Consider the following 25,509-nt stretch of genomic DNA (forward strand, 5'->3'; position numbering starts at 1 on the left):
CTTTTGTAAACATCTATAGCTAAGCTAAGTAAGATTTTTCCGAGGACTGAAAGAAAAAATCAATTCGTTTTGGTGGGAATAGGGTGTGTAACAGCAAATCAATACGAGTTGATATACTAGAAGAAGCAGTATGGAAAGAAATGAAGATGGTACTCAAAGAACCAGAGGCAATGACTAAGGAATATCAGCTCAGACTCGTAAAACATGAAAGTACGCAAGCAAAGGATTAACTTGAAAAGCGTGCAAGTAAAATAGAACAAGGTATAGAAAAATTAGCTTATGTATATGCAAGGGGTCATATAACGAAGGAAAAGTATGACTTAGAAGTTGAGAGCATGGAAAAGGAGTTAAAGGAATCAGAGATCAAAGGGAAGAAGCTATCGATGAAAAGAGTCTACAGAGAGAATTAGATTTTATCACAAACAGTGTAGAAAGTTTTTCCTCTGAGAGAGCTTAATCAAGCAGACTATGAAACTAAACTTGATATAATAAGAAAGTTAGTTCAACGCATTGAAATTGACGATGATAACGTACATATAGTGTTTCGATTGAAAGAACTTACTCTCGAAAGGCAAAAAAAAGTGTTCAACATTGTATCGGGATGCCAGTGTCAGCTACTTGCATGACATCCTCTTGCTTCTATAGGTGTCTTTATCTCGTCTACTTTATTTTGCCACACAGATACAATGGTTTCACATGCACTTGGTAGGCTATCTATTTTGACAAAGAAGGACTACCAACACCTTCAGCGTTTGCATCACTAAACTTACTTGCTACTTTATCAATAGTCCAAACGAGTGGCGTAACAACGAGCGCAGCAGCCCAAATAACAGCACTAACAACATAACTCAAAACTGTGTTAACAAACTGAGCTAATGCACTACTATGGACACGTGCCTTACCTGACAACATGGATGAATAATCTATCAACGATTTTGTACTGTACTTAAGATCACAACCATCTGTTACTTTCGCTAACCCTTTTGCCGGCCAATATGATAGATACGCCAATGCTAGATATAAAGGTTGTAGGGCTATATTAGCTAATGTATAAGTAGTAAGATAAGTCAGAGAATGACACCTCAAACTACCAAAAGCTACATTTTTCACTGGCTCAATAACACTATTAATATAATAAACGGACTTATAGAAACTATTTTGTGGAACTTCGTTACCTCGAACGCTTTTGGTAGGAACATCTCCGAATTTAACATATTTCTTAAAATTACTATATGAACTTGACATATTACCCCTCTAAAAATAAAAAATAATTACCTTGTCAGTATAGTTCATTTTAGAATAACTGCAATAAACATCTTACAAATTATGTGTTGCGCAAAAGCACATATTAACATACCATCGAAAATAAAGAGGTCAGCATGAGTTTTACTTTACCTGAGTTGCCATATGATAAAGCAGCTTTAGAGCCTTATATATCTGTAAAGACATTAGATTTTCATTATGATAAGCACCATAAGGGATATTTAAATAAACTCAACGAACTGGTTGAAAACACAGATTATCAACATATGGAAATTGAGGAATTAGTAACGAAAGTTCATGGAAATAATAATACAGTTCCTATTTTTAATAATGCAGCACAAGTTTGGAATCACACTTTTTATTGGAATTCAATGAAAAAAAATGGTGGTGGTGAGCCTAAAGATGATGGTCTTCTAGCAAAAAAAATTCAAGATGATATTGGTGGCTTTGACAAATTTTGTGAAGAATTTTCAAATTATGGAGTAAGCCAATTTGGCAGTGGATGGGTGTGGTTAGTGCTTGAAAAAGGAAAACTCAAAATCACTAAAACTCCAAATGCGGATCTACCGCTAATTTATGGCCAGGTGCCACTACTTACTATGGATGTATGGGAGCATGCATACTATTTGGATTGCCAAAATCGCAGAATTGACTACATAAAAGTTTTTCTTGATCATTTGATCAATTGGGATTTTGTAGAAGAGAATTTAAAGAAGAATATATAAGATGAATATACCACAAGTAACAAAACTAGATAATGGTCTGCGCATAATAACTGAGAGAGTGCATGAAGTTGATTCCGTAGCTTTAAATATACGAGTTGGTGTTGGCAGTAGAGCTGAAAGTGCAAGTCAAAATGGAATATCTCATTTCCTAGAGCACATGGCTTTCAAAGGAACAAAGACAAGAACTGCTTTTGAAATTGCAAAAGCTTTTGACGATATAGGTGGAGCCTTCAATGCCTGCACCGGTAGAGAAAGCACCAGTTATTATGCAAAGGTTCTTAAAAAAGATATAAAAACTGGCATTGATATATTAATAGATATATTAATGAATTCTACATTTCCAGAGGATGAATTGGAACGCGAAAAGGGTGTTGTAATACAAGAGATTTTTCAAACTAATGATTCACCGAGCGATATCATTTTTGATAAGTATTTTGAAGCAGCTTATAAAGATCAACCATTTGGTAGATCAATCCTGGGCACGCAAGATACTGTCAAATCTTTTACTCGAGAAGATCTGAATAACTACATAAAGGAGCATTACTTTGGCGGAAATATGATATTTGCTGCTGCAGGAAATGTTGAGCATGAGGAAGTTGTTCAATTAATCAAAGACTTTCTCTCAAAGATTCATTCAAAAGAGCTGAAAAAAAGCGAGAATGCAGGTTATACCAGTGGTGAGTATCGAGAGCATCGTAAATTAGATCAGGTGCACTTGTTAATTGGGCTACCTAGTGTTTCTCGTGATGATAATAAATATCACACATTTAAAGTGCTTGATTCTATACTGGGAAGTGGCATGTCATCACGCCTGTTTCAGGAAGTAAGAGAAAAGCAGGGTCTTGCTTACTCCATTTACTCATTCAACTCTAGCTATGCTGATACGGGAATGCTTTCGATTTTTGCTGGTACAGATAGTAGTAATCTAGATAAGCTTTTAAAATCCATAACGACAGAGCTAAAGAAATTGTCTACAGATGATTTAAAGGAAGAAGAAGTAAATAGAGTAAAAGAACGAGTAAAATCTCAAATTTTAATGTCACGCGAAAGTGTTAGCTCACGTGCTGAAACATTAGGACACTACTACGGTAACTATAATAAATACATCAGTAAAAACGAATTAATAGAAAAAATTAGTGCTGTTACTATTTACGATATAAAAAAAGCAGCAGAAGAATTGCTATCTCAGCATGAAAAAATTACTTTAGCTGCGATTGGAGAAATTAATTCACTGCCAAGTTACGATAAAGTGGTTTCTATGCTTAGTGTACTTTAGTTATGTTGCTTATGCTCACTAAAAAGTTCAATGAATGGTTGCAAAATCCTTTCTATAAAAAGTTTGCTTTCTGGTTCATCGCGTATACCACTAATCATTTTATTGAAAGTTTTTTCGCTGTTTTGTAAAAATAAATAGCTTTCTACTGATTGCACAATAGACAAGGCAGTTAAAACTCCTCCTATCACTAAACAAGAAGCTATAGCAGGTACAGTACCCACTGCAATTCCAGTTGCGATTAATGATAAACCAGCTAAGAGTGTAAAGGCTGAAACGCAAAACGCTATTTGATGTTTTTCTTTATTTTTAACCATAAATGCCTCACAAAATTATATTTTTAGTATACCCGTATATATACGGTACTGTCAAGTTTTTAAAGAAGATTAAAAAATGCAACGCACATGTACAAAATATGAACTAGGTATATAGTTCACAATGCAGCGGTATTTCACTAATCCAATTATTTTTTTCCTGATCTAGCCTATCATTCAATATTGCTTGTCTTATTGATTCCATCAACTTATTCATGAAGAAAACATTGTGAATGGTAACGAGTGTATAAGCCAGCAACTCTTTAGCTTTCAGTAGATGGTGTATATAGGCTCTTGAATGTTTTCTGCAAGTAAAGCACAAACAGTCATTTTCAATTGGGTTATCATCTAGTTCGAATCGTTGATTTCGCAAATTAATATGCTCTTTACGCTTTGAAGAAATAGAATCTCTGTTTTTTACTTTAACAAGCGCGCCACCATGTCTTGCGAGGCGAGTTGGATGCACGCAATCAAATGTATCAACTCCAAGCTCTACTCCACGAAAAATGTCTACAATTCCACCAATACCAAGCAAATGAGTAGGCCTATCTTTTTTTAAATGTTCCATAGTAAAGGAAACTACATCATACATCTGCTCTTTACTTTGACCAAGTGATCCACCTATTGCTTGACCAAAAAATGGCAAATCGTTGATAAAATCACAACTTTCTCTACGCAAATCTTGATACACTCCGCCTTGACTAATTCCATAAAGCGCCTGTTTGCCATCATTATTTTTTTCAAACTTATTTAAAGAACGTTCAGCCCATCTATGGCTCATGAGCATTGATTTTCTTGTGTATTCTTTACTGACATGGAATGGAGTACATTCATCTAAAACTAGGATTAAATCTGCACCTAATTTTTGTTGAATTTGTATCGACTTTTCAGGAGTTAGACAATAAGTTTTACCATTTATGTAAGAACGAAAAATTGCCCCATCCTCGTTAATTTTGATCAGAGTTTTTTGCTTCTGTCTTATTCCCTTTATTTCTTCCGAAACTGACCCGTGCCCTAAACTAAATATCTGGTATCCACCAGAATCAGTGAGCATTGGCCCACTCCATCCCATCATCTTGTGCAAGCCACCAAGCTTTGCCACAGTATCCTCTCCCGGTTGGAGCATTAGGTGATAGGTGTTGGAAAGTATTATCTGAGTACCTGCTTCTCTGATTCTCTCGATATCTGCAGCTTTAATAGCAGCTTTGGTTGCACAAAATATAAATGCTGGTGTTTCTATACTTCCATTTGGAGTTTTGATCGTTCCAACTCTTGCAGAACCTGATTGCTTAGTTATCCTAAACGAGAACTTTTCCATCTATTTACTTGAAAGTTCTGCTATGATATTTTCCACTTTTTCAGGAGTGAGGTTTTCATAAAAGTCATTATTGATCTGCACCACAGGGGCATTAACGCATGCACCAAGACATTCAACTTCCTTTAAAGTAAATAGATTATCTTTAGTAGTTTCACCGATATTGATTCCTAGTTTCTTTTTAAAGGTATTTAACACTTCTTCGCTATTGCACAACCAGCAAGGAGTTGTTCTACAAATTTGTATGAGATATTTACCTACTGGTTTTAAATTATACATGGTATAAAAATTTGCCACTTCATACACGCGAATATGTGGAATATGAATCATGTCAGCAACGTAGCGCATGGCAGATTCAGGAACCCATCCGCATTGTTCTTGAACCAGGTATAGTAAAGGCATGACGGCACTACCTTCTCTACCTTTAGGATACATCTCTATAGACTTTTTCGCTTTTCTGAGGTTGTCTGATGTAAAACTAAACTGCTCTTCTTTCTCTTTCATCTAATAAAGTTCGTGTAAATCTCAACAAATTATACTTGAAGAGTTAACAATTGCAATTGTTGGTTTTTTGAGCTCTACAATATTATATCTGTAGAGTGGGTGCATTCAATTTGTGAATTCTTTACTGCTACTCATTTTCCATATTTCGCTTTGCAGATTATAAAGGTATTAATTTCTTAATTTTAGTTAAAATTTTATTGACGTTACATATAGAAATAATCATAATAGCGTTTTATTAAAATTTTAAATATAATTATGTCTATATTAAGTAGATTATTTAGAGTTAATACAACTACACTGAAAGTTAAAGAAGCGATAGGTTTTAACCCAGTAAACGTAGGGTTGATTGAAGGAAATGGAGTTACTTATGGACTCAGCTATCAAGATAACGGCAATGGAAGCAGTAGAGTAAAGTTACTTATTAGCTCACTATATCAATCAAAAACATACGAGTGTGATACAGGTGTTAACGTAGCAAATGAATTTAAGGGCCAATTATCTCCCACACTAATAGAAAATTCAGCTGAAGTAGATAAAGTTGGAGTTATCTTTCCTACAGAAGAAATTAACAAAAAAGAAAAGTGCATCAAAGGCTTAACATTCAACACTTACGAAATCAAGCATTCAACTAATGTTCCCTTAGTTGAATACGTAGGAAAAGTAAAATTGTACAAGAACATTGATATAAATAATCTTGCAAATGAAGACAATAGTTACTTTCAACCAAAAGCAGTAAAAGTTGGTAATGGTAATGTCATTGTAATTGCTCATAACTTAAAGGATCAAATTTTAGTTTCTTGGTACTTAGAATTAAAAGTAGATGGAAAGTTCAGAGCTTTACCTGGAAAAGCAGGTATTATAGAAAGAAAATTATTCAAATTTGACAATCCAGGGCAATTAGTACTAGATGAAAATACGATGCTTTATGCACAGATGAGAAAGATTACTAAAAATCAAGAAGTAAGAACAAACATTTTTAAATTTGATGTGGCTGAAGTAGTTCAGAATCTGAAAGATAGAAAGGGAGCTAATGACTTTTTGCTTGGTAATAAAAGCGGCCAATTAAATATAGCACCATCTACTATCTATAATCCAGGAAAAATAAACTTTTTACAGTATGTAAGACGAACTGAAGGTGATGATTTAGTTGCTTTTCTTGCGAAAAAACAATCTTCTAATACGCAAGAATTGCATTTAGCAAGGCTTGCTAAGAGAGGACCAAAATCAAATTTTACTGTTTGTGAATGTGAAGATCCTATAGAACAATTGTATGTTAAAGACAATGGTCAAGGAGGTTTTATCGTCACTGCGGTAAGTGGAGAGAGTATTATAACTTTTAATAGAGAGAGCTCTGGAAAATCTTCTGAAGCAACGATAATACCGACAAGCAGTATCAAAGCTCTCAGTGATTTTGTTAATATCATTAACGGCCAATTGATGCCTAGTATTATTTCCAGCAGTACTGTGGCTCCTATAACTGTTACAGAGACGGTTGTGACTTCTAAGAAAACGACGACTGCTGCAATTACTAGCACAACAGAAACCGACACTGTAAAGACTACCAAATTAACAACAGAAGCATCAACTATCATTGTACCAACTTCCACAATGAGTAAATCTTCAACAGAGTCAACAACTCAGGCAAGTACAGTAACAGTGGAGTCAACAACAGTAGCATCAACTACCACTGCACCTACTTCTACAACGAGTAGGCCTTCAACAGAGTCAACAATTCAAACAAGTACAGTAACAGTGGGGCCAACAACAGTAGCAAAAACAACTACTACTCCACAAGCGACCACAGTTGCTACAACGTCAACTAGTGTGCCTTCGGAAACTGAGACAAGTACTGTAAAATCTACAGCAGCGACTGTTGAGTCAACTTTTACAGCAAGCAGTACTACGATGAGTAAGCCTTTAACAGAATTAACAACTAAGATGAGTACGTCATCAGAACCAACAACAGTAGCTGAAACTATTGCGACCTCACAAGCGACTATGATTACTACAATGCCAACTAATGTGACAACAACAAACTCAGAGGCAACTATACAAACAGTGTCCACTATATCAAATACTGGAACAAAGGTAACAACTCCTTTGTTCACTACAACTTTACTTCCTCAAACTACTCCTTCACCACAGCCCGCTCAGCTTGCTATAGAGTCTAATAGGGCAGGAATGATAGGTGGGTCTTTGGTTGGAGCGATAATAAGTATTGCTGGAATTATAGGATTCATAACATACAAATATGTTAAGGGTCGTAATTCTGCCCCTGTGTTAGAACTAACTAATTTCAATGATAGAAGGCGATCATCTTCAAGTGGCAATAGCGATGAAGAAATTTTTATCGCTAATAACAGAATGAGACATATATCTATGCGAACTATGGATCAATCTGAAACAGTGCTAAACAGTATATCGGTGGAGAGTAGTAGTCGGTCAAGAAGTAGCTCATCGTCTTCAAGCGGTGGACCAGGATCTTGACTGACTGAGCTAGAGTCTAAAAGTGAAAAAAGCTTATCTTGGGATAGCGATGATGTACCGGAATATCACCTTTAGCTATTTGTCTGAATGTTTTTAGTATGTAGACTGTTAGGAAATTTTCTTTTGCTTTTATGATTTTAATGTTAAAGTATAATTCCTAGGTGCAATAAGTAGCTGCTGTTGTGTGATAAACACAGCAGAGGAAAGTCCGAGCTCCAAGAAAAGGTAGTGACGGGTAACGCCCGCCGGAGGTAACTCCAGTTATAGGGCTACAGAAAATTACCGCCTAAATATTATTAGGTAAGGGTGAAAAGGTGTGGTAAGAGCACACCATAACAATGGCAACATTGGTAGTCAAGTAACCAACACTAGGAGCAAGATTAAATAGAAGTAGATTTTATGTTTTTCTCATATCTACTCGGGTAAATCGCACGAAGTAAATGGTAACATTTACTCCAGATAAATAGCTACATAAACAGAACTCGGCTTATATTTCACCTAGGCAATGCATGAATGTCAGCCATACTATGTAAATGTATCAAACATTTCACATACCCTGTACGCTCAATTTGACCACCTATATTCCTTTTACTTCTTGGCTTATCTCTTTATTTTATTGTCCCAAATTTGGGAGAAAAACCCTGGACTTGAAGTCCATCCTTTTAAGAATATAATTTTAAGGTGAAAAATCTGAAAGAATGTGGAATATTATAGAAAAAGCAGTCACTCTGTATATATATCACATAGTGTGGATAACAAAATATCGATATCCAGTACTAGTTGGAGATATTGGAAAGAAAGCTAAAGAAGTTGTACAAGAAGTATGTGCAAATAATCAAGTAGAAATTATCAGAGGTAGAGTTGCGTCAAGTCATGTACACGTATACGTTTCTGTACCCCCATACTTAAGTATTAGTAAGTTAGTGCAGTTAATAAAAGGAAAAAGTTCCAGAAAAATCCAGCAAAACTTTCCAGAGCTAAAAAAGAGATATTGGGTTGTGGGCAGTAGGCTACTTTGTCAGGACTAGCGGAAATGTAACTGACGAAATGATAAAAAATTATATTGAAAATCACTCTAAAAAAGAAGATAAATTTGGTGACTTTCAAGTCGAAAGTTAGCATTCTATGCTCTCTCTCAATCTTTGGATTTTAATCCATAGTGGTTGAATTCCTTTTGAACTTAACAAAGCTTGAATTTTAACCGAGCTTTTCCTTTAACTAGTCATTCTCTATCTCTAAAGCCTTACTTTCTTACCTATAACTTTTTAGCTCCGCTTCCAACTTTTCTATCTTTTGTTGCAAATCTTTGTAAAGTTCTAAAAGACTGACCACGTTACCTCACTTTTAGGATTAGTTTTTATCTTACTAAATCTACCTTTTCGCTTCTTCAATCAACAAGTAAATAAAGCATTTCATGCGCTGTCCTTGACTTGTTCTGCTTGATAGTCACTACTGCTTTCGCTTATATTAACACTAGAGTATTCTTCATCGTCAACATACTCTTTTAGAACATATCCTCTACCCCAAACGGTTTCTATGTGGCTTATTCCGTCATTTGCACTTTCAAGTTTTTTACGTAATTTACACATAAAAACATCAACTATTTTGTTGTCTGAAGGTTCGTCCAAGCCATTGTAAAGATGGTTTAAAAACATTTCTTTTGTCAACACTGCTCCTTTACGCAATGCCAGCAATTCTATCATGGAATACTCTTTGTTAGTAAGGTGAACTGTTTTGCCTTTTACCTCAACAATCCTGTGATCAAAATTGATATTCATATTACCAATCTTTATCACTGATTCGGGATGGCCTTTAGTACGTCGGACTATGGCCTTAATTCGAGCTAATAATTCGCTCTTGTGAAATGGCTTGGTTAAGTAATCGTCGGCACCATACCCAAGTCCTTTAGCTTTATGGTTGGCAGCGGAGATACACGAAAGTATTAAAACAGGAACTTTGATTTTTGCACTTCTTAATCTTAACAGTATATCATATCCATCAATATCACCAGGCAGGTGTATATCTAGAATAACTAGATCGTAACAGTCTCCACCCGAGGAAACCATATTATTGTTATAATCTTGTGCAGAAGTAACAACGTCGCAAAAATGTCCATCAGAAGTTAAGGCATTAACTACAGTCCTTGCACTTACTTGATCATCTTCAATTAATAATATACGCATATTTTACACCCCATAAATAATTTATAATTTTAGTAATATATATAACCAAGGAAAGTAACAAATCAAATTTTTATTAATGAATAATAGAAATTACACTTATTAATTAATAGTTAATGTGTCGTTCCAAAATTATACAAATAGATCTAAAATACAATAGATATACTATAATAATACTATTTTTAGTAAATATTGAATAGAAGCTATTTTTATTAAAAGAATACTTAGGTTAATAGATATTTAAACTATTTTATACTTTTATGTTATATTTTTAATTTACTTATTCTACAGTTTTAAATTATAAGTAATACTTTCAGGAATATTGAGTGGTAATATCAGTTTTAGGTGCTGGCGCATGGGGTACAGCAATTGCGATTTCATTAAGTGGTAAGAAAAATGTAATTTTGTGGACTCGCAATAAGGCCATATTTGAATCAATTAAAGAGAAAAGAGAAAGTGACAAGCTACCTGATTGTCCAATTTCTGATAATGTATCAGTAAAATTAGCTATTGAAGATGCAGTGAATGCTTCAGTAATAATTCTAGCTGTTCCCACTCAGTCTCTAAGGGAGATATGTCATCAATTGAATGATTGTAACCTAAAAAAAAATGTAGCAATAATTTTGGCTTGTAAGGGAATAGAAAAATCTACATTAAAATTACCTAGTGAAGTAGTCAATGAAGTTTTACCTAATAATCCTCTTGCTGTTTTTTCTGGTCCTAGCTTTGCTATAGAAGTTGCAAGAAAATTACCATATTCGATGGTTCTTGCATGTCAAAATGAAGTATTAGGTTTAAAATTAGTATCAGAGCTACAGCAAGAAAATATTAAATTGTACCTTAGTAGCGATGTTATAGGAATACAGGTTTGTGCAGCGTTAAAGAATGTTTTTGCTATAGCATGTGGGGTTGTTCTAGGTAGGTTTGGGTTTAATGCTCATGCAGCATTAATTACGAAAAGTATGAGTGAAATTAAGGCTTTATACTCAGCAAAAGTTGGTGACGGCAATGTAGATATAAATACACTACTTGGACCAGCATGCTTAGGCGATTTGGTTGTGACATGCACATCATTAAATTCAAGAAATCTATCTTTTGGATCTAAAGTAGCTAATAGTAATGGTTCTAGTGCTCAGCAGATTTTATCAGAAGGTAAGTCGGTAATTGAAGGTTTTAACACTGCTAAGTCTGCATTTGATTTAGCAGAAAAGCTAAAGATAAAAATGCCCATATGTGAAGCGATCTATAGATTGCTATATGAAAATACTTCTATAGAAGATACTATTTCTGTTCTTGTAAATTAGTTTTATATTTCGGTATATTGTGAAATTTTTATATAAATTAATATCAACATGGTGGCTATCTGGCACGGTAAAACACATGCCAGGTACTATAGGCAGCTTGGCTGCTTACCCAATTGTTCCTATATTACTCAATGACAGAATTTTAGGTACAGCAATTATTTTTTTTTTATTCTTAGTTGGATTATGGTCTACAGGCAATTATATACAACATTACAAAGCTCCGCATGATCCAAAAGAGGTAGTAATTGATGAAGTAGTTGGTCAATTGCTGACAGTACTTCTAGTTTCAATATTATTAGAACAAGAAATGAATAGCTCTGTATTGTTGGTGTGCTTTTTCTCCTTTAGGTTTTTTGATATAATAAAAGTGTGGCCTATAAATTTGATTGATAAAAATACAAAAGGTCCTTTAGGTATTATGCTAGATGATGTTGTAGCTGCAATTTTAGCCTTTGTTTTTATAGGAGCCTTTTATTGTTTATTGTTGATTTATGCAGAATAAAAAAATTTGTTATTCAAGCTTAATTATTCAGAACCTAAAGGATTATATACTTTATGCAACGAATTTGTCCAAGTGGGAAATACATGACGAATTTGATAATGTTATATTTACAGTAAATGGTACCAGAGAATCGTTATTTAATTTTGTGTTTTGTGAAGATCAATGTACTGAGCTTTCCATATGCAGAACTCTAGATTATCTCAAAGCACGAAATATAGAAGCAACATGGATAATAAGTCCACGTATAAAAATAGGGGGTATTTTAGAAAAATGCGAAATAAAACACGTTAACGCACCAAAAAAAGTTTTACTCAATATAAAAGATTATTTTTTGCCTGATGATGCTGTTCCAAATTTGAAGTTCAATGTTGTAAATAGTAGTGAGCTCTTAGAGCAATTAGATTTACACACTTCTAAAATTTTTTATCATAGAATTAGTATTGTTAGCACATTTTTTCGCCAATTATCGAATTATGATGATAAGAGCTCAAGGTTAAGATTTTTTCTTGTAATGCTAAATAACGAAATTGTTGGAACATGCGGTCTTTATATTCAAGACAGCATAGCTGGTTTTTATAGCGATGGAGTTTTACCAATTTACAGGGGTCGTGGAATAGGAACTCAAATGGTTCTAGAAAGAATAAAGATAGCTAGGCAATTTGAGTGCAAATACATAGTAGCACATTGCATGAAACCTTCTGTAAACCTTTATAAGAGATTAGGCTTTAGGGTATTGGGCAATCTTCACTTATATACCTCTTCAGTACAATCTCTTTGCTGAGAGGTTACAAATTTTTATATTTGTTTTAGAATACTATGTTTTTTTTGTATGAAATAGTTTTACTACTAATTCTAGTATTCTTCTTTTTCTCATATTCTAAATTAAAAATTAGTAATAAAATTAAGGACTTACGACATCAAAATGTTATCATAAATAATTTAATAGATACTGTGAATGATGGATTTTATATTTGGGACGCAAAAAAACGTATAGAAAAATTTTCTCCCAATTTACTAATTTTGCTTAATACTGTTTTTTATTCATTTAATGAGTTTGTAAATTTTTTTGAGCAATCAGAAAGCTTAATTAAAAGTTTTGCTGAGGCAAAGGAAATAAATAAATCTTTTACTCTAGATTTAAAGTCAAAAGACAGTGAGGTTTATTGCACATGTTATGGTAAAAGCATAATAGATTATTCTAATAATGTGATTGGTGTGTTGTTATGGATAAGGAATATCTCCGATTATAAGATAAAAGCTAATGAACTTGAGTTAGAAAATAGTAAGCTTATGCGAGAATTGGAGAACTATAAAAAAATTTTTGACTCTTTACCATTTCCAATACTGAAGTACAATAAGAATAAAAAAGTAAGGTTTTATAACTTATTTTATGATAAATATATAGGCAGCTCTAAAAAATTTACTGTTGCAAGTGGCTCCTATAACGTAAAACCAGGAGAGTGTGTAATAACTTACAAGAACGAACCTAAGGTTTTTAATTTTGTTGAAGTTCCAATGCAAAATTCTAATAGCATAGTAATGTATGGAAAAGATATTAGTGATGAAAAAAAATTACATACTGAGCTAAGCAATTGTTTAGCTGCACAAGAAAGTTTGCTTGAGAAGCTATCGATTGCTGTAGCGATATATAGTAAGAATCAAAAGCTAAAATTTTATAATAATGCTTTTATAAAAACTTTTCAGTTTGATCCAAAATTTTTGGAGTCTTATCCAACTTATCACGAGATTATGCTTCACCTATTTGAATCTAAAAAGCTTTTAGGAAAAAAGGATTTTCAAACTATTAATAATCAAAGACATGAGTTGTTTAAAAGATTACTGGAATCATATGGTGAAACAATACATTTCATGAATGGAAGAACGTTTAGAGTATTAACAATACCCTATGCTTCAGAGGGTCTACTATTTTCTTACGAAGAGTGCCAGAAATAACACTCAAATTCCTTCTCTCTCTACCATAAGCTGTTTTACTTTCGCTATCGCTTTTGCTGGGTTAAGCCCTTTCGGGCAGGTTTTTGTACAATTCATTATTGTATGACAACGATACAACTTAAATGGGTCGTTTAAAGAAGCAAGTCTTTCTTCTTTCTTATTATCACGACTGTCAGCAATCCATCTATAAGCTTGCAGTAATACCGCTGGCCCTAAAAATTTATCACCATTCCACCAATAGCTTGGGCAACCAGTCGAACAGCAAGCACATAGTATACAATCAGACAGACCATCCAATTTTTTTCTATCTTCAGGAGATTGAAAGTATTCTTTATTTTGTAAGGCAGATTTATCTGTTTGTAACCAAGGTTTAATCGATTTGTATTGCTCATAAAATTGGCTTAGATCTGGAACTAGATCCTTTACTATATACATATGAGGTAGTGGATATATTTTTACTTCACCTTTTATATCATGTATAGATTTAGTGCATGCAAGAGTGTTGGTACCATCAATATTCATTGCACAAGATCCGCATATTCCTTCTCTGCAAGAGCGTCTAAAAGTTAAGGTTGAATCTATTTCATCCTTTATTTTTATTAATGCATCAAGTACCATAGGGCCACAATTATCCATATCGATAAAAAATGTGTCTATTCTTGGATTTTTATCATCATCAGCAGACCAACGATAAATTTGAAATCTTCTAATATTTTTTGCTCCAGTAGGAGTAGGATAAACCTTGCCCTTTTTATTAACTTTAGAATTTTTTGGTAAAGAAAACTGAACCATATTGCTTACCTTTTACAGCTAAAACCCCTTTTTTGTAAATAACATATTTTGGTATTATCTACCATACTTTTCCTTTTCAAATTCAAGCAAAGCTAAAATCTTGCTCTCTAAACTTTTCATTATAATTTCTTCATCTTCTTTTTGATGATCATAGCCAAGTAAATGCAGCAATCCATGAACTAACATGTGTGCAGTGTGAGTGAGGATAGATATACAGTACTCATGAGACTCTCTTTCTATTGTATCTACTGCAATTGCTATGTCTCCTAGATCACATTCACTAGATAACTGTTCGCATGGAAATGATAGTACATTAGTTGGCTTATCTATTTCTCTAAACTTAAGATTAAGTTGATGTAGCAAGTTATCATCAGCGAGAGCTATTGATATATTTGGTTTATAATGATCTATTTTTAATTCTTTTAGAGAAGCATTAATAATATTTAATACAAAACTCTGTGGGTCCTTCGTAATACTATGCCACCTCTTATCAAGAATATTTACTTCTAACATGAATAAAGCACCAGAAAGGACATTATCCCATCACTTGACATTGGAACCAAAAAAAGAAGAATTATAGACCATCGTATCATACACACAACTATACGAATATTGTACACTAGAAGTATGTCATCCCAGTCTGGGATCCAGGAATTCTGATTAGACATTAGGTGAGTGAATATAAAAGCTATATTAAAACACAACATTTTTAATGTGGTTGCATTACAGCTGGATTCCAGTGTCAAGCACTGCTTTGTGTTTGATGAAAAATCGGCTACTTCGAAACAAACACTCATACAGCTGTATGTTGTGTGCTGAGGTAATATTGTTTGGCAACAGGTATTACACATCACTCATCCTTATTATTTCATTCCACTCAGTCTCTAAAACTGGAGAAACTGATAAACGTGATTGTTTTAATATAACCATATTTTTCAAAAGTGGGTTTTGTTTTATACTGTTTAACGTCACTTGGTTACTTAAAGGTTTCAAAAATTTTACATTCACTAGTCCAAATTTGGAATTATAAACATGATAATACTCCTTTAATACTTCAACTATTCCAAGTATAACTCTCTCTTTACCTGTATGATAAAAAAATGCAAGATCGCCTAATTTCATAGCTCTCATGTAATTTTGAGCTTGATAATTGCATACACCATTCCACTGCGTCACCTGCTCCTTTTCCATTTTTTGCCAGGAGTATTCGCTTGGTTCTGACTTTAGTAGCCAAAATTGCATTATTTTTTTCTTCTTAAATAAGCTGGTATATCATAAACATTGCTGCCCCACTTAACTCTTTCATTTGTTTGCTCAGTTGAAGCATATTCTTTTGTTTCTAATATTGGAATTTGATTATAAGGCCATTTAAAATTTTTTTCCTCTGCTGGGATCTTGTTTTGATTAACAGATGAATTGTCGTTACAGCTATCAATGCCAGTTGCAAGAACAGAAACTCTAACTCTTCCCTCCATCGCCTGATCAAAAGTGGCACCAAATATTATATTTGCATTTTCATCCACTTCTTCACGCACTCTATTGGCTGCAGAATCAACTTCAAATAGAGTCATGTCTCCACCACCAGTAATATTAATCAATATTCCTTGCGCACCTTTCATTGATACATTGTCAAGCAATGGATTAGATATCGCAGCCTCTGCAGCACTAATTGCCCTATCTTCTCCTTCTGCCTCTCCAGTACCAATCATTGCTTTACCCATCTCACTCATTACTGTTTCTATATCAGCAAAATCAAGATTAATCAGTCCTGGCATGATCATCAAATCAGTTACTCCTCTTATGCCAATATGCAGAACATTATCGGCGAGTTGAAATGCGTCAGCAAATGTAGTTTTCTCGTTAGCAATTCTAAATAAATTTTGATTGGGAATGACAATAAGTGTATCTACGTATTTTTGCAACTCTTCAAGTCCAAGCTCTGCAATGCGCATACGTCGCACACCTTCAAAACCGAACGGCTTAGTTACAACTCCAACAGTCAGTATCTTTTTTTCTTTTGCTCCCTTATCTTTAACTACCGCTCTTGCTTCTCTGGCTGCCTTTGCAATTACCGGTGCAGCACCTGTTCCAGTACCACCACCCATCCCTGCTGTGATAAAGAGCATATGACTATCTTTTATATGCTCCATAATTTCATCAATTGATTCTTCTGCTGCACCTTTACCAACATCAGGCAAAGCACCAGCACCAAGGCCCTTAGTTAAGTTAATACCAAGCTGAATTTTTTTATCACATAATGACTTCTCTAACGCTTGAGCATCGGTATTTGCTACGACAAAATTTACCCCTTGTAAATTGGATTGGATCATGTTGTTTACAGCATTTCCGCCAGCACCACCCACTCCCACAACGGTAATCCTTGGGTGTAATACAGGTAGCTCTGGTAAACTAAGGTCGATTGACATTTAAATTTTACTCAAATATTAGTGAATTCACTTGATAACAAGTTACTGCTTTTTTAACAATATGCAAACATTTTTCATTTTGACATACGCAAACAGTAAACAAGATTTACTTATTCTTAACATTGTTAATCAGTAGGTATAATAATTGCAGACCTTCAAACAACACTATTTAAGATGCAAAAAAACAGAAAGTACTTGTAAGTAAAAAAGGACAGAAGCCTGTCCTTTTTGTTGAAAGCATAATTTATACAGAGAGGCCCTTCCCCAAGCAAAGCATTTCTTTAAGTTCATTAATCTTAGTACCTGGTTCTTTATTCTCTTCGTTTACTTTTGCTGCTATTTTGTCGATGTCGCCATTGAGGGCTTTAATTTTCTCTGATTTACCACTGTTTTTATATGCAAGCACAGGTGCAGTTATTAAAGCTGCTACTGCAGCAACAATTACCAAACTAGCAATGAGCGGATGAGCAACTGCAAATGCAGACATTGCAGTAATAGCAGGACTAACAAGTGTTGCAGCCTTTGTTCCAACTGTACCAACAAAAGTTGCATAAGCTGGACTTAAAAAATAAGCAGCTGTAAGTGAAGCTACTGCTATAACTGCTAAAGAAATACCAATTGTCTTGCCTTTATGTTCTTTTACGAGATCCCAACCTTGCACAGGCACTTCTTTAGCTGCTGACCAAAGTCCTTCGTCTCTATATTTATTTTTTATTGCTTCAAGTTTTCCCATAACTATACTCCAAAAATATTAAAATTTCACTAAGGGTAGTATATGGCAAAAAAAGTTTCCTGTCAAGTAAATTAACTTATTTATACATTCTTATTCTGTAATTTAGTGCTTCTGCAATATGTGCTCTTTTTATTTCCTCACTTTTTGCAAGATCTGCAATGGTTCTTGCAACTCTTAATATGCGTATGTAGCCTCGATTGGAAATGTAATTTTCTTTCAGTACGTATTTTAGTAATTCTAATCCTTCCTCGTCTGGCTTAGTTAATGCTTCACCACTTACTTCTGCATTACAATAAATATTCAATTTACTATAACGCTCAGCTTGAATTTTCCTCGCTGCTATCACTCTTTTTCTAATATTTTCAGTGCTTTCTCCTTCTGAAGAAATTTCAGGAGAGAGTATACTAACGTTTGGCATTTCAATGCATATGTCTATTCTATCAAGCAAAGGTCCTGATATTTTATTTCTATAATCTGTGCCGCATTTTGGAGCTTTGTTGCACGATCTACTTGCATCACCTAAGTAACCGCACCTGCAGGGATTCATTGCAGCTATAAGTTGAAAATTAGCTGGATAAGTAATGTGAGCATTTGCCCTTGCGATAGTGACTTTTCTATCTTCAAGTGGTTGGCGTAGAGAATCAAGCACAAGCCTTGGAAATTCAGGTAGCTCGTCAAGAAATAACACACCATTGTGAGCCATGGTAATTTCCCCAGGCTTTGCATTTTTTCCTCCTCCTATCATCGCTGGCATGGAACATGAGTGATGAGGTTCACGAAAGGGACGAGTTACTTTAAATGTTTCGTTACTGGCTTTTGTTATGCTAGAGATAATATTAACATCAATCATCTCTTGTTCAGTCAAATCGGGTAATAGCCCTATAAATCGCTTAGCAAGCATTGACTTTCCAGTACCAGGAGGTCCAACAAGAAGCATATTGTGTCCACCTGCTGCTGCAATTTCAGCTGCTCTTTTTGCAACAACTTGACCTTTAATATCCTTTATATCTGGAACTGAATTTTTTTCTTTGGGCGCAGCGCTATAGTTAAAAGTTACCGGCTGAATTAACTGCTCACCCTTAAAATGTCTGATAATATCGGTTAATTTCTCTATAGCCAGAATAGAAACATTCTTTACCCATGAAGCTTCTACTCCATTTCCCCTTGGGCAAATTACTCCTTTATTTACCTGTTTTGCATTGATTGCTGTTGGAAGTACTCCTGAGATTGGTATGACTCTGCTGTCTAGTGCAAGCTCGCCCATGATTATATAAGACTGAACTTTTTCAACTGGTATCACATTCATTACAACAAGTAATCCAACAGCAATAGCTAAGTCATAATGACTACCTTCTTTAAGCAAATCCGCAGGGGAAAGATTAACCGTAATCCTTTTTGGAGGTAACAGAAGATTGATTGAATTTAACGCTGCTCTGATACGCTCTCTGGATTCTGCAACAGTTTTATCCGGCAGTCCAACAATATTGACTGCTAGTACAACATTGCATAATTCTATTATGCCTATTTTGATCAAAATTTGCAAGACTTTTTATGCGAAATACTATATACAAGTGATTGTGATTGATTTCAATTTGATGAATTAACATTCTAATAATATTTTGCTTAGTCTGCCAATCCACTTGATCAAGCTTTGATTCAACACTTGAGGAAAAGTTTTTCAAGCTATCTGTAACAAGGCTCAATTCTTGTTGTAGTTTTTTTTGATCAAGCGTTCTTTCTTTCTCTTCTTCAATTTCTTTCAAATGCTGTTTCATTGTTGTGATTCTTGGTTCAAATTCTTCTTGGCTTATAAACCCTTTAGCATAGCTATCAATAAATTTTTTGATACTTAATCTTAACTTACTTTCTTGCTTTTCACGTGTTTGATTATGTAAAGGTTTTTTGTTCTCTGATAATCTACGTTGATATTCATTTGCAATCCTATCTGGCTCTTTCAAGATACTCTTGACTTCTTCCCATATAACTCCATCTAATATATCAGTGCGTATTGATTTATTATCGCAGATTTTATTGCCATTGAATTTGCTAGAGTTTGTACCAGAGCAACGATAGTAATAATATGTCGACTTTTTATGAACGTGGTTTGTACCACAATAAGTATATTGACAACGTTGACATACCATTAAACCTTGCAATAAATATGTTTCTCTTCTTTGTCGTACTCTTGCTCTTTGCCTATTTTCAGTTAGTTGTGCCTGCACTGAATCAAATAAATGCTCATTGATTATTTTTGGTACTGGAATATAAGTCCAATTCTCTTTATCACTATTAAAGCGACCACTTTTAAGTTTACCACAAGTTCCTTTTTTTGATTTTTTTACTTGTGGTTTTGAGCATGTCCTAGTTTTACCATAAGCTGCTTGTCCTATATAAGCAGGATTTTTTAACATGTTCCAAATAGTGCTCCTTTTCCAATACCTTTTTCCTGTTCGTGTTATTACCGGTATCTTATTCAGTTCATGTACAACTTCTCCTATACTTGCTCTTTCTTGGCCAACCCAACTAAATATTTTACGCACTATATTTGCCTCTTCTTCATCAACCTCAAATTTAGCACTTCCTTTACCTACGTGTTTTGCTATGTAGCGATAACCGTAAGGCGCCCTACCCATCACACTTATACACCCAGCTTTGGCCGCATGAAGTTTACCTCTACGGTTTCGTTCCATAATCTTTGCACGTTCATACTCTGCTATTGCTCCCTGAATCTGTAGAAATAAATGGGAATCAGGATTATCATCAAACTTATGATTCAAAAATACTATTTCAGATCCAGCCTTTTTAAACTCTTCGAGTAAGATCATTTGATATGAAAATTTCCGTGATAGCCGATCAGGTGAATGAATATATATCTTATCAATCTTACCTTCTGCTACTCTATCACGTAAACTCTCTAAGCCAGGACGTTCTAAGTTTGATCCACTGTAACCATTATCAACAAACCTATGCTCATCTAATAATTCATGTCCATCGCTACTAATGCGACGCTCCAATTCTACAATCTGACTCTCTATCGTATTCTCCTGTGCCTGTTGTCTTGATGAAACCCTTGCATACAAGCTTACGGTTGTCATTTTCTTCTACCTCCTTTATTTTATATTTCAATAATTGTTCATAAGCATCTGCCAAATATGTACCTGCCAACCGACTGGGCTCATAACGGCAATAAATAGTTAAATCCCCTTTTTGCATGTTTTTCTTCCTGTGAATTTTCTTATAGGTTAGGAGACTTCTATTGCCATAGCTAAAAGAAAACGTTTACCATTTTAAACTAAACACCTTATTTAAAAAAGCTGTCTAGTTCGCACAAACAAGAAATTCTCCCTAATAAATATACAAGATTTGAAAAAATTATGTCCAAAAAATCTTTACTTGAATTATCATATTATGTATGATATGGCTTATTTAAAGTATCATGAATGTTTATCCAAATAATGAATTCTGGGAGAGTGATTTAGAAGTTCCTGTTAACCTTTTACTAGAACGTTTTCAGGATTCTAATGTACGTCAATCTTGGTTAGATTCCCTTTCTGGTAAACAACTTAGCATCATTTTTCAGCATTGCTTTAAAAATCATTTAAATGGACAACTTTTTCAGGACGGAGATTATGACGATAGATCCACTCAACAAAAACGTAAGATACTTACCAGTTACTCTGACTCTCTTTTTGACTATTATCTCATTAGCTACTTTGATCGTACGAAACTTGAGGCTACGGTCAGTGAAGTGGCAAGATTTGCTCTGACTGAGAAGTTAATGAGATCGTACCTGGTAAAAAACAATACCAAGTATGATAAAAGATCCTTATTGTTTTTACTATTTCACATAAATTGCGAACTTCTAAAATCTGTTTATCACTTTGATAAAGTGCAAAAGAAAGGTTTCGTATCATTTGCTTTACAGAAATCACCAAGACAAATCAATACTTCATTTAAGGAATTTATGTCACGAGAAGCCGTAGAGCAGATACTTAAGGATGATGACCAGTTGCAGGGTTTTTTCCATCATCAAGATCGAATATATATGTTTGTACGTCGAGGAAGTGACATGGATTTACTGCTTAATTCAAACAAAGTTGTTCATGGTCATAAACCTGAGTGGATGATTTTAGATTTCTCTCTTGATGGCACTCAGGTTAATCTCTGTGCTAAAAATACTAACAAGGCTGTGGAAATAGCAAATAGCATTGTAAGTGGGTATTTTGACTGCGAATGTACTTTTGTAAATATACAAGATAAGAACTTTCCATTACAAGTGCACAAATTTCTTCAAGCATGTATAGATGGTTCTGACCCTGACATTTGTATATTTGAGTTAAATTTTAAGTCAGATTATTTTAAAAATAGTAATACATATCTTACTTTAAGTGTAAAACCGTATGATCCTATTGCACCAGAGTTACATATTTTAAAGCCAGCTATTGGCAACATACTACAATCTATTCAATCAGCTAAAGTAATGTTCCAAAACAAAAAGGTAACATTTTCTTTCAAAATAAGTGGGGAAGTTTATTATTCAGAGCATCCACTCAATAAAAAAGAAAGAGAGGACCTGAAGAAACATATGGAACAATCTTATGGTCTTAAAATTCTTTCACGAGCAAATTGCTGATCTTTTAAGTTCAAATAGTTCCTGGATTAATCCAAGCCAAAATCATATTAAAGCAGCAAGATACTTATTCGATCTTGGATTGATAAAAATGCAAGAAAGGTATTATATTGTTTGCTCTCGTGAAGAAGATCATCTTGATTGGCCAAATGTAATTGATTCAAGTTGTAGCAATGAGATTTTTATCGATTCAGACTTTGATGAAGCATGTGATGACGCTATTTGTGAAAACTGTTCTCGTCATATTCTGCCTAATACTTATCAAAAACAGAGATTTCATCTCTTATCCATATACTTAAATACAGAAAAGGTCATAGACTGGTTTGAAACAAAGTTGAATGATTCAAAACTTATGTGGGAAAAAGTGGAAAAAGGAGTTTATTATATTTGTAATCAAGGTCGCATTGTAAATCTAATAATCCTTGATTTGTGTACTGATGCGATATTTTTAACTATAGATAAACTTAGAGTCCACCCTACAGTTCTCATCACTCTAAAAAAAGATATACCAAATCTATTACTGAATCTATATGTAGTGCCAATGGTGAAACTGTTTTGTCAGCTTAAGACTGTAACTGAGATATTCCAAGAGGCAGCTAAAAAAGGAGTACCAGAGGTAGTAGAAAATACTTCTTTGCAAGTTTTACCAGCTTCATATATTTCGCTTAAACGTGTTGAACCAATTATACCAACAAAGCTTTTGGAATTACAAGTAGTTAAAGGTATGGTATATGTTAATAGTATTGAAGTTATAAATAAAAAAGCTGCATCATGCCTTAATATTTTTCGAATATTGTTCAAGCAATTTTTACATGACTGTGAGAAAGAATTACCACCTGAAAAACATACACTTCTCAATATTAATCAGTTAGAAAAACTCTTGGGACTTAGTTTAGAAGCAGATTTAGAACATCAAATCAGAAAACCATTAAATAAAATGCAAAGAACAATCAAAGCTACACTTGCTGAGAAATTAGGATTAAGTATTGAACGTGATGATGTAATACAAACCCTTGGTTGGCAAAGATCATCATATGGTTATCGTATTAACCCTTTTACTTTGACTATAAAAAAATAGAGTTTTTTGTTATCAAAAATAGTTTTTTTCAGCTCCATGAATAAATTTTCCCACTCCACGTGCAAATGGTCCTGTTTTTACATCAAGCCATTTATCCTCTTTTGAACCATTACCCATTCCTTTAACTATTTGCTTTGCCTGTAAAAGCTCTTGCACTATACGCTCTAATCTATCTCTTCCCATACTATGAAAAACTTCAGGCAGTCTATGTCGTTGTTTATGTATTCCCGCACTTCCTGTGTGAGTAAATGGATGTCCTGAAATAGCAGCTCGCGCAATTGAATCAATAAGATATATTTTAAGATCTTTATCGCTAATATTTTGAGCTTTTAATTGTTCAGTAATGTCTTCCAATAGCCCTGTTTCTTCATTTCTTAGGTAAGTGCGTATGGTACGATCAGCCAGGCCATTTGCCTTAACAACAGCTCCATAAAATAGTGCATTTTGTCTTGGGATTTTTCCAATTGACCTAAAAATCATTGGTTTAGTCATATCTTCAACAGGCCAAAAAGCAAAAGAACACCTGACTCCATTTACGAGAGCAGAAGTACCTCGAATAGCATCTCGTGCTTGCTCTACTGTTGATATAGGCTTTTCTCCCTTCAGCTTTCTCATATGATGTGCAGTAATTATTGAAGCTCCAGTGCTACATGCTAAATCAGATAATAAACACATGAGATAATCCCCTACTGCTGGGTCAGCATTTAAATCTGCATGAATGAAAGAAGCAAGGGGATCAAATATAATGAGCTTTAAATCCTTTATTCTGCTCAGCTGCTTCATTACCAACTCAAATTCTGGAGATATTTCTACAACTTTACCGCGAACATTCTTAAGTATGGTAAATGATCCTCCTATATTTGGCAATGGTACAATAAATAGCCTATCTTTATATTTTAATCTCTCGCATTTTGGATCAAGTCGTTCTAAGCGACGATGTATTTCATTTGTATCATCTTCTGCAGAAAATACCACAACAGATCCGTGTTCAGTAACAAGTTGGCCAAATCCGCATACCTGATCTATGCTAGCTGCAACCTTGAGGGCTAGGTCAAGAAGAAGCATACCTTTACCAGTATCACCCATTGCAGCTAAAATAGATGTGACACCCAAAGGAAATAATCCTTCAACCAAGAATCTTTGCTTTGGTACTGGACCTACAAAACGCTCTACACTCCAGCTGAAAATATCAAGTGGTGGTTTAATAATTATTTTTCTTGAGTTTTTTTCAATAAATTCCGAAACATTTATTCCCTCTAACAGACAAGCAGCAGCATCCCAACTCCTTGGTTTATTCGGTGGAATCTTAAGCGTAGCAAGTGATGCAACACCAAGTTCTAAAAGCTTCTTTTCAGCGTTTTTAGCATATTTATTACCTGCTTCATCATTGTCCGGCCAAATGATAATATGTTTACCTTTTAGCGGAGTCCAATCTGTTTTATCAAGGGTAGCATTTGCTCCAAACATTGCTGTTGTTGCAGTTATTCCTTTCTCTATAAGTGCTTCTGCGCATTTTTCTCCTTCAACCAGAATAACCTTATCGGACTTTAAAATACCTGGAATATTATAGAGAGGTCTTATCTCTGGCTCTTTGAATCTTTGTTTTTTAACATCAAATGGTTTAAACTGTTTTTTCTCTAAAGGAGGATCATAACGGTAGACTATTACGATTACTTGGTTATTTTCATCGTAGTAGTTCCAACTACAAGTCAGGTATTGTTCTAGATCTCTAATATTATTTTTTTCTTTGATGCCAAGCCATTCACTTATTGAGAGCATTACTTCAGGAAACTCTGTTTTTGCATTCTTCCCGTGTACTGTTGCCCAAAGGTCAATAATGTCACCACCTTCTCCTGTTGCAAAATCTTTCCATAATCCAGCTCTTTCACCTGTTAACTCTATTACAGTGCTTTTGCCTTTGTTACCCTGTACATCACCTACATAAAACTTATCACCACGAAATGTTCCTCTTGGTAGTAAGTGAAAAAGACAAGATCTGATGTTTTGCACAAGCTGGGTTTTCACGTTTT

The 25,509-nt window shown here is 34.3% G+C and carries 23 protein-coding genes, 1 other RNA gene and 1 pseudogene; 12 read left to right on the forward strand and 13 right to left on the reverse strand.

Annotated features, from left to right (window positions below; genetic code table 11):
* Window positions 1–83: 83 nt before the first annotated feature.
* Window positions 84–230 (forward strand): hypothetical protein, encoded by a 147-nt coding sequence (locus OPR35_RS01110; protein ID WP_164819305.1) that lies wholly within the window; start codon window positions 84–86, stop codon window positions 228–230.
* 484 nt (window positions 231–714) lie between these two features.
* Here OPR35_RS01110 and OPR35_RS01115 read toward each other — a convergent pair whose 3' ends face one another.
* Entirely contained in the window at window positions 715–1,245 is a 531-nt protein-coding gene (locus OPR35_RS01115) for a hypothetical protein (protein ID WP_052264790.1), read from the reverse strand.
* Window positions 1,246–1,379: 134 nt separating this feature from the next.
* Here OPR35_RS01115 and OPR35_RS01120 point away from each other — a divergent pair, with 134 nt between their 5' ends.
* Both OPR35_RS01120 and OPR35_RS01125 read left to right on the forward strand, forming a co-directional pair.
* Window positions 1,380–1,988: a superoxide dismutase gene (locus OPR35_RS01120; protein WP_010402419.1), complete on the forward strand. Its 609-nt coding sequence runs from the start codon at window positions 1,380–1,382 to the stop codon at window positions 1,986–1,988.
* 1 nt (window position 1,989) lies between these two features.
* Complete coding sequence (locus OPR35_RS01125; RefSeq protein WP_264684948.1) at window positions 1,990–3,264, forward strand: M16 family metallopeptidase; 1,275 nt, start codon at window positions 1,990–1,992, stop codon at window positions 3,262–3,264.
* Here the strand turns inward: OPR35_RS01125 and OPR35_RS01130 are convergent.
* From OPR35_RS01130 to nuoE, 3 genes are all read right to left on the reverse strand, one after another.
* Window positions 3,261–3,578, reverse strand: coding sequence for a WD_0736 family protein (locus OPR35_RS01130; protein WP_052264788.1), 318 nt, complete (start codon window positions 3,576–3,578; stop codon window positions 3,261–3,263). The two genes, OPR35_RS01125 and OPR35_RS01130, sit on opposite strands and share 4 nt — an antisense overlap.
* 103 nt (window positions 3,579–3,681) lie before the next feature.
* Window positions 3,682–4,893, reverse strand: a complete 1,212-nt coding sequence (tgt, locus tag OPR35_RS01135) for a tRNA guanosine(34) transglycosylase Tgt (protein WP_007302018.1) — start codon at window positions 4,891–4,893, stop codon at window positions 3,682–3,684.
* Window positions 4,894–5,394, reverse strand: coding sequence for an NADH-quinone oxidoreductase subunit NuoE (nuoE, locus tag OPR35_RS01140; RefSeq protein ID WP_265024896.1), 501 nt, complete (start codon window positions 5,392–5,394; stop codon window positions 4,894–4,896). It lies immediately after the preceding gene.
* Window positions 5,395–5,649: 255 nt separating this feature from the next.
* On the opposite strand from nuoE, the gene OPR35_RS01145 reads away from it, so the two are divergent.
* From OPR35_RS01145 to tnpA, 3 genes and pseudogenes are all read left to right on the forward strand, one after another.
* Complete coding sequence (locus tag OPR35_RS01145) at window positions 5,650–7,881, forward strand: hypothetical protein (protein ID WP_265024897.1); 2,232 nt, start codon at window positions 5,650–5,652, stop codon at window positions 7,879–7,881.
* A 157-nt stretch (window positions 7,882–8,038) separates the two neighbouring features.
* Window positions 8,039–8,387, forward strand: an RNA gene (gene rnpB / locus OPR35_RS01150) — RNase P RNA component class A.
* A gap of 194 nt (window positions 8,388–8,581) precedes the next feature.
* Window positions 8,582–9,000, forward strand: a pseudogene (gene tnpA, locus OPR35_RS01155) (IS200/IS605 family transposase).
* A 293-nt stretch (window positions 9,001–9,293) separates the two neighbouring features.
* Here the strand turns inward: tnpA and OPR35_RS01160 are convergent.
* Complete coding sequence (locus OPR35_RS01160; protein WP_007302014.1) at window positions 9,294–10,064, reverse strand: response regulator transcription factor; 771 nt, start codon at window positions 10,062–10,064, stop codon at window positions 9,294–9,296.
* 323 nt (window positions 10,065–10,387) lie between these two features.
* Between OPR35_RS01160 and OPR35_RS01165 the strand changes: the two genes are divergently transcribed.
* The 4 genes from OPR35_RS01165 to OPR35_RS01180 all read left to right on the forward strand — a co-directional run bounded on the left by OPR35_RS01165 (window position 10,388) and on the right by OPR35_RS01180 (window position 13,820).
* Window positions 10,388–11,365 (forward strand): NAD(P)H-dependent glycerol-3-phosphate dehydrogenase, encoded by a 978-nt coding sequence (locus OPR35_RS01165; RefSeq protein WP_007302013.1) that lies wholly within the window; start codon window positions 10,388–10,390, stop codon window positions 11,363–11,365.
* 76 nt (window positions 11,366–11,441) lie between these two features.
* Complete coding sequence (locus OPR35_RS01170; protein ID WP_007302012.1) at window positions 11,442–11,867, forward strand: phosphatidylglycerophosphatase A family protein; 426 nt, start codon at window positions 11,442–11,444, stop codon at window positions 11,865–11,867.
* Entirely contained in the window at window positions 11,857–12,648 is a 792-nt protein-coding gene (locus OPR35_RS01175) for a GNAT family N-acetyltransferase (RefSeq protein WP_007302011.1), read from the forward strand. The genes OPR35_RS01170 and OPR35_RS01175 overlap by 11 nt, the downstream gene beginning before the upstream one ends.
* A 35-nt stretch (window positions 12,649–12,683) precedes the next feature.
* A complete protein-coding gene (locus OPR35_RS01180) occupies window positions 12,684–13,820 on the forward strand; it encodes a hypothetical protein (RefSeq protein WP_265024898.1) in 1,137 nt (378 codons plus the stop codon).
* A 3-nt stretch (window positions 13,821–13,823) separates the two neighbouring features.
* Here OPR35_RS01180 and OPR35_RS01185 read toward each other — a convergent pair whose 3' ends face one another.
* The 7 genes from OPR35_RS01185 to OPR35_RS01215 all read right to left on the reverse strand — a co-directional run bounded on the left by OPR35_RS01185 (window position 13,824) and on the right by OPR35_RS01215 (window position 20,866).
* Window positions 13,824–14,612 carry a succinate dehydrogenase iron-sulfur subunit gene (locus OPR35_RS01185; protein WP_019236657.1) on the reverse strand — a complete coding sequence of 263 codons (789 nt, stop codon included), beginning with the start codon at window positions 14,610–14,612 and terminating at the stop codon, window positions 13,824–13,826.
* Window positions 14,613–14,666: 54 nt separating this feature from the next.
* Window positions 14,667–15,125 (reverse strand): rRNA maturation RNase YbeY, encoded by a 459-nt coding sequence (gene ybeY / locus OPR35_RS01190; RefSeq protein WP_015587883.1) that lies wholly within the window; start codon window positions 15,123–15,125, stop codon window positions 14,667–14,669.
* 330 nt (window positions 15,126–15,455) lie between these two features.
* Window positions 15,456–15,854 carry an EVE domain-containing protein gene (locus tag OPR35_RS01195; protein WP_252153914.1) on the reverse strand — a complete coding sequence of 133 codons (399 nt, stop codon included), beginning with the start codon at window positions 15,852–15,854 and terminating at the stop codon, window positions 15,456–15,458.
* Window positions 15,854–17,038, reverse strand: a complete 1,185-nt coding sequence (ftsZ, locus tag OPR35_RS01200; protein WP_012481860.1) for a cell division protein FtsZ — start codon at window positions 17,036–17,038, stop codon at window positions 15,854–15,856. The genes OPR35_RS01195 and ftsZ overlap by 1 nt, the downstream gene beginning before the upstream one ends.
* Window positions 17,039–17,282: 244 nt before the next feature.
* A complete protein-coding gene (locus OPR35_RS01205) occupies window positions 17,283–17,771 on the reverse strand; it encodes a hypothetical protein (protein ID WP_264684950.1) in 489 nt (162 codons plus the stop codon).
* A gap of 76 nt (window positions 17,772–17,847) precedes the next feature.
* The gene (locus OPR35_RS01210; protein ID WP_265024900.1) at window positions 17,848–19,305 is read right to left on the reverse strand and encodes a YifB family Mg chelatase-like AAA ATPase; all 1,458 of its coding nucleotides are present in this window, start codon (window positions 19,303–19,305) and stop codon (window positions 17,848–17,850) included.
* On the reverse strand, window positions 19,235–20,866 hold the full coding sequence (locus tag OPR35_RS01215) for a recombinase family protein (RefSeq protein ID WP_265024901.1): 1,632 nt from the start codon (window positions 20,864–20,866) through the stop codon (window positions 19,235–19,237). The genes OPR35_RS01210 and OPR35_RS01215 overlap by 71 nt, the downstream gene beginning before the upstream one ends.
* A 341-nt stretch (window positions 20,867–21,207) precedes the next feature.
* Between OPR35_RS01215 and OPR35_RS01220 the strand changes: the two genes are divergently transcribed.
* On the forward strand, window positions 21,208–22,404 hold the full coding sequence (locus tag OPR35_RS01220) for a hypothetical protein (protein WP_262986660.1): 1,197 nt from the start codon (window positions 21,208–21,210) through the stop codon (window positions 22,402–22,404).
* Window positions 22,370–23,479 (forward strand): hypothetical protein, encoded by a 1,110-nt coding sequence (locus tag OPR35_RS01225; RefSeq protein WP_262986661.1) that lies wholly within the window; start codon window positions 22,370–22,372, stop codon window positions 23,477–23,479. Before OPR35_RS01220 ends, OPR35_RS01225 begins: the two co-directional genes overlap by 35 nt.
* A 12-nt stretch (window positions 23,480–23,491) precedes the next feature.
* Here OPR35_RS01225 and OPR35_RS01230 read toward each other — a convergent pair whose 3' ends face one another.
* The gene (locus OPR35_RS01230; protein ID WP_265024902.1) at window positions 23,492–25,504 is read right to left on the reverse strand and encodes an AAA family ATPase; all 2,013 of its coding nucleotides are present in this window, start codon (window positions 25,502–25,504) and stop codon (window positions 23,492–23,494) included.
* Between the last annotated feature and the right edge of the window lie 5 nt (window positions 25,505–25,509).

The organism is Wolbachia endosymbiont (group B) of Protocalliphora azurea (assembly GCF_947251865.1).
Lineage (GTDB): Bacteria > Pseudomonadota > Alphaproteobacteria > Rickettsiales > Anaplasmataceae > Wolbachia.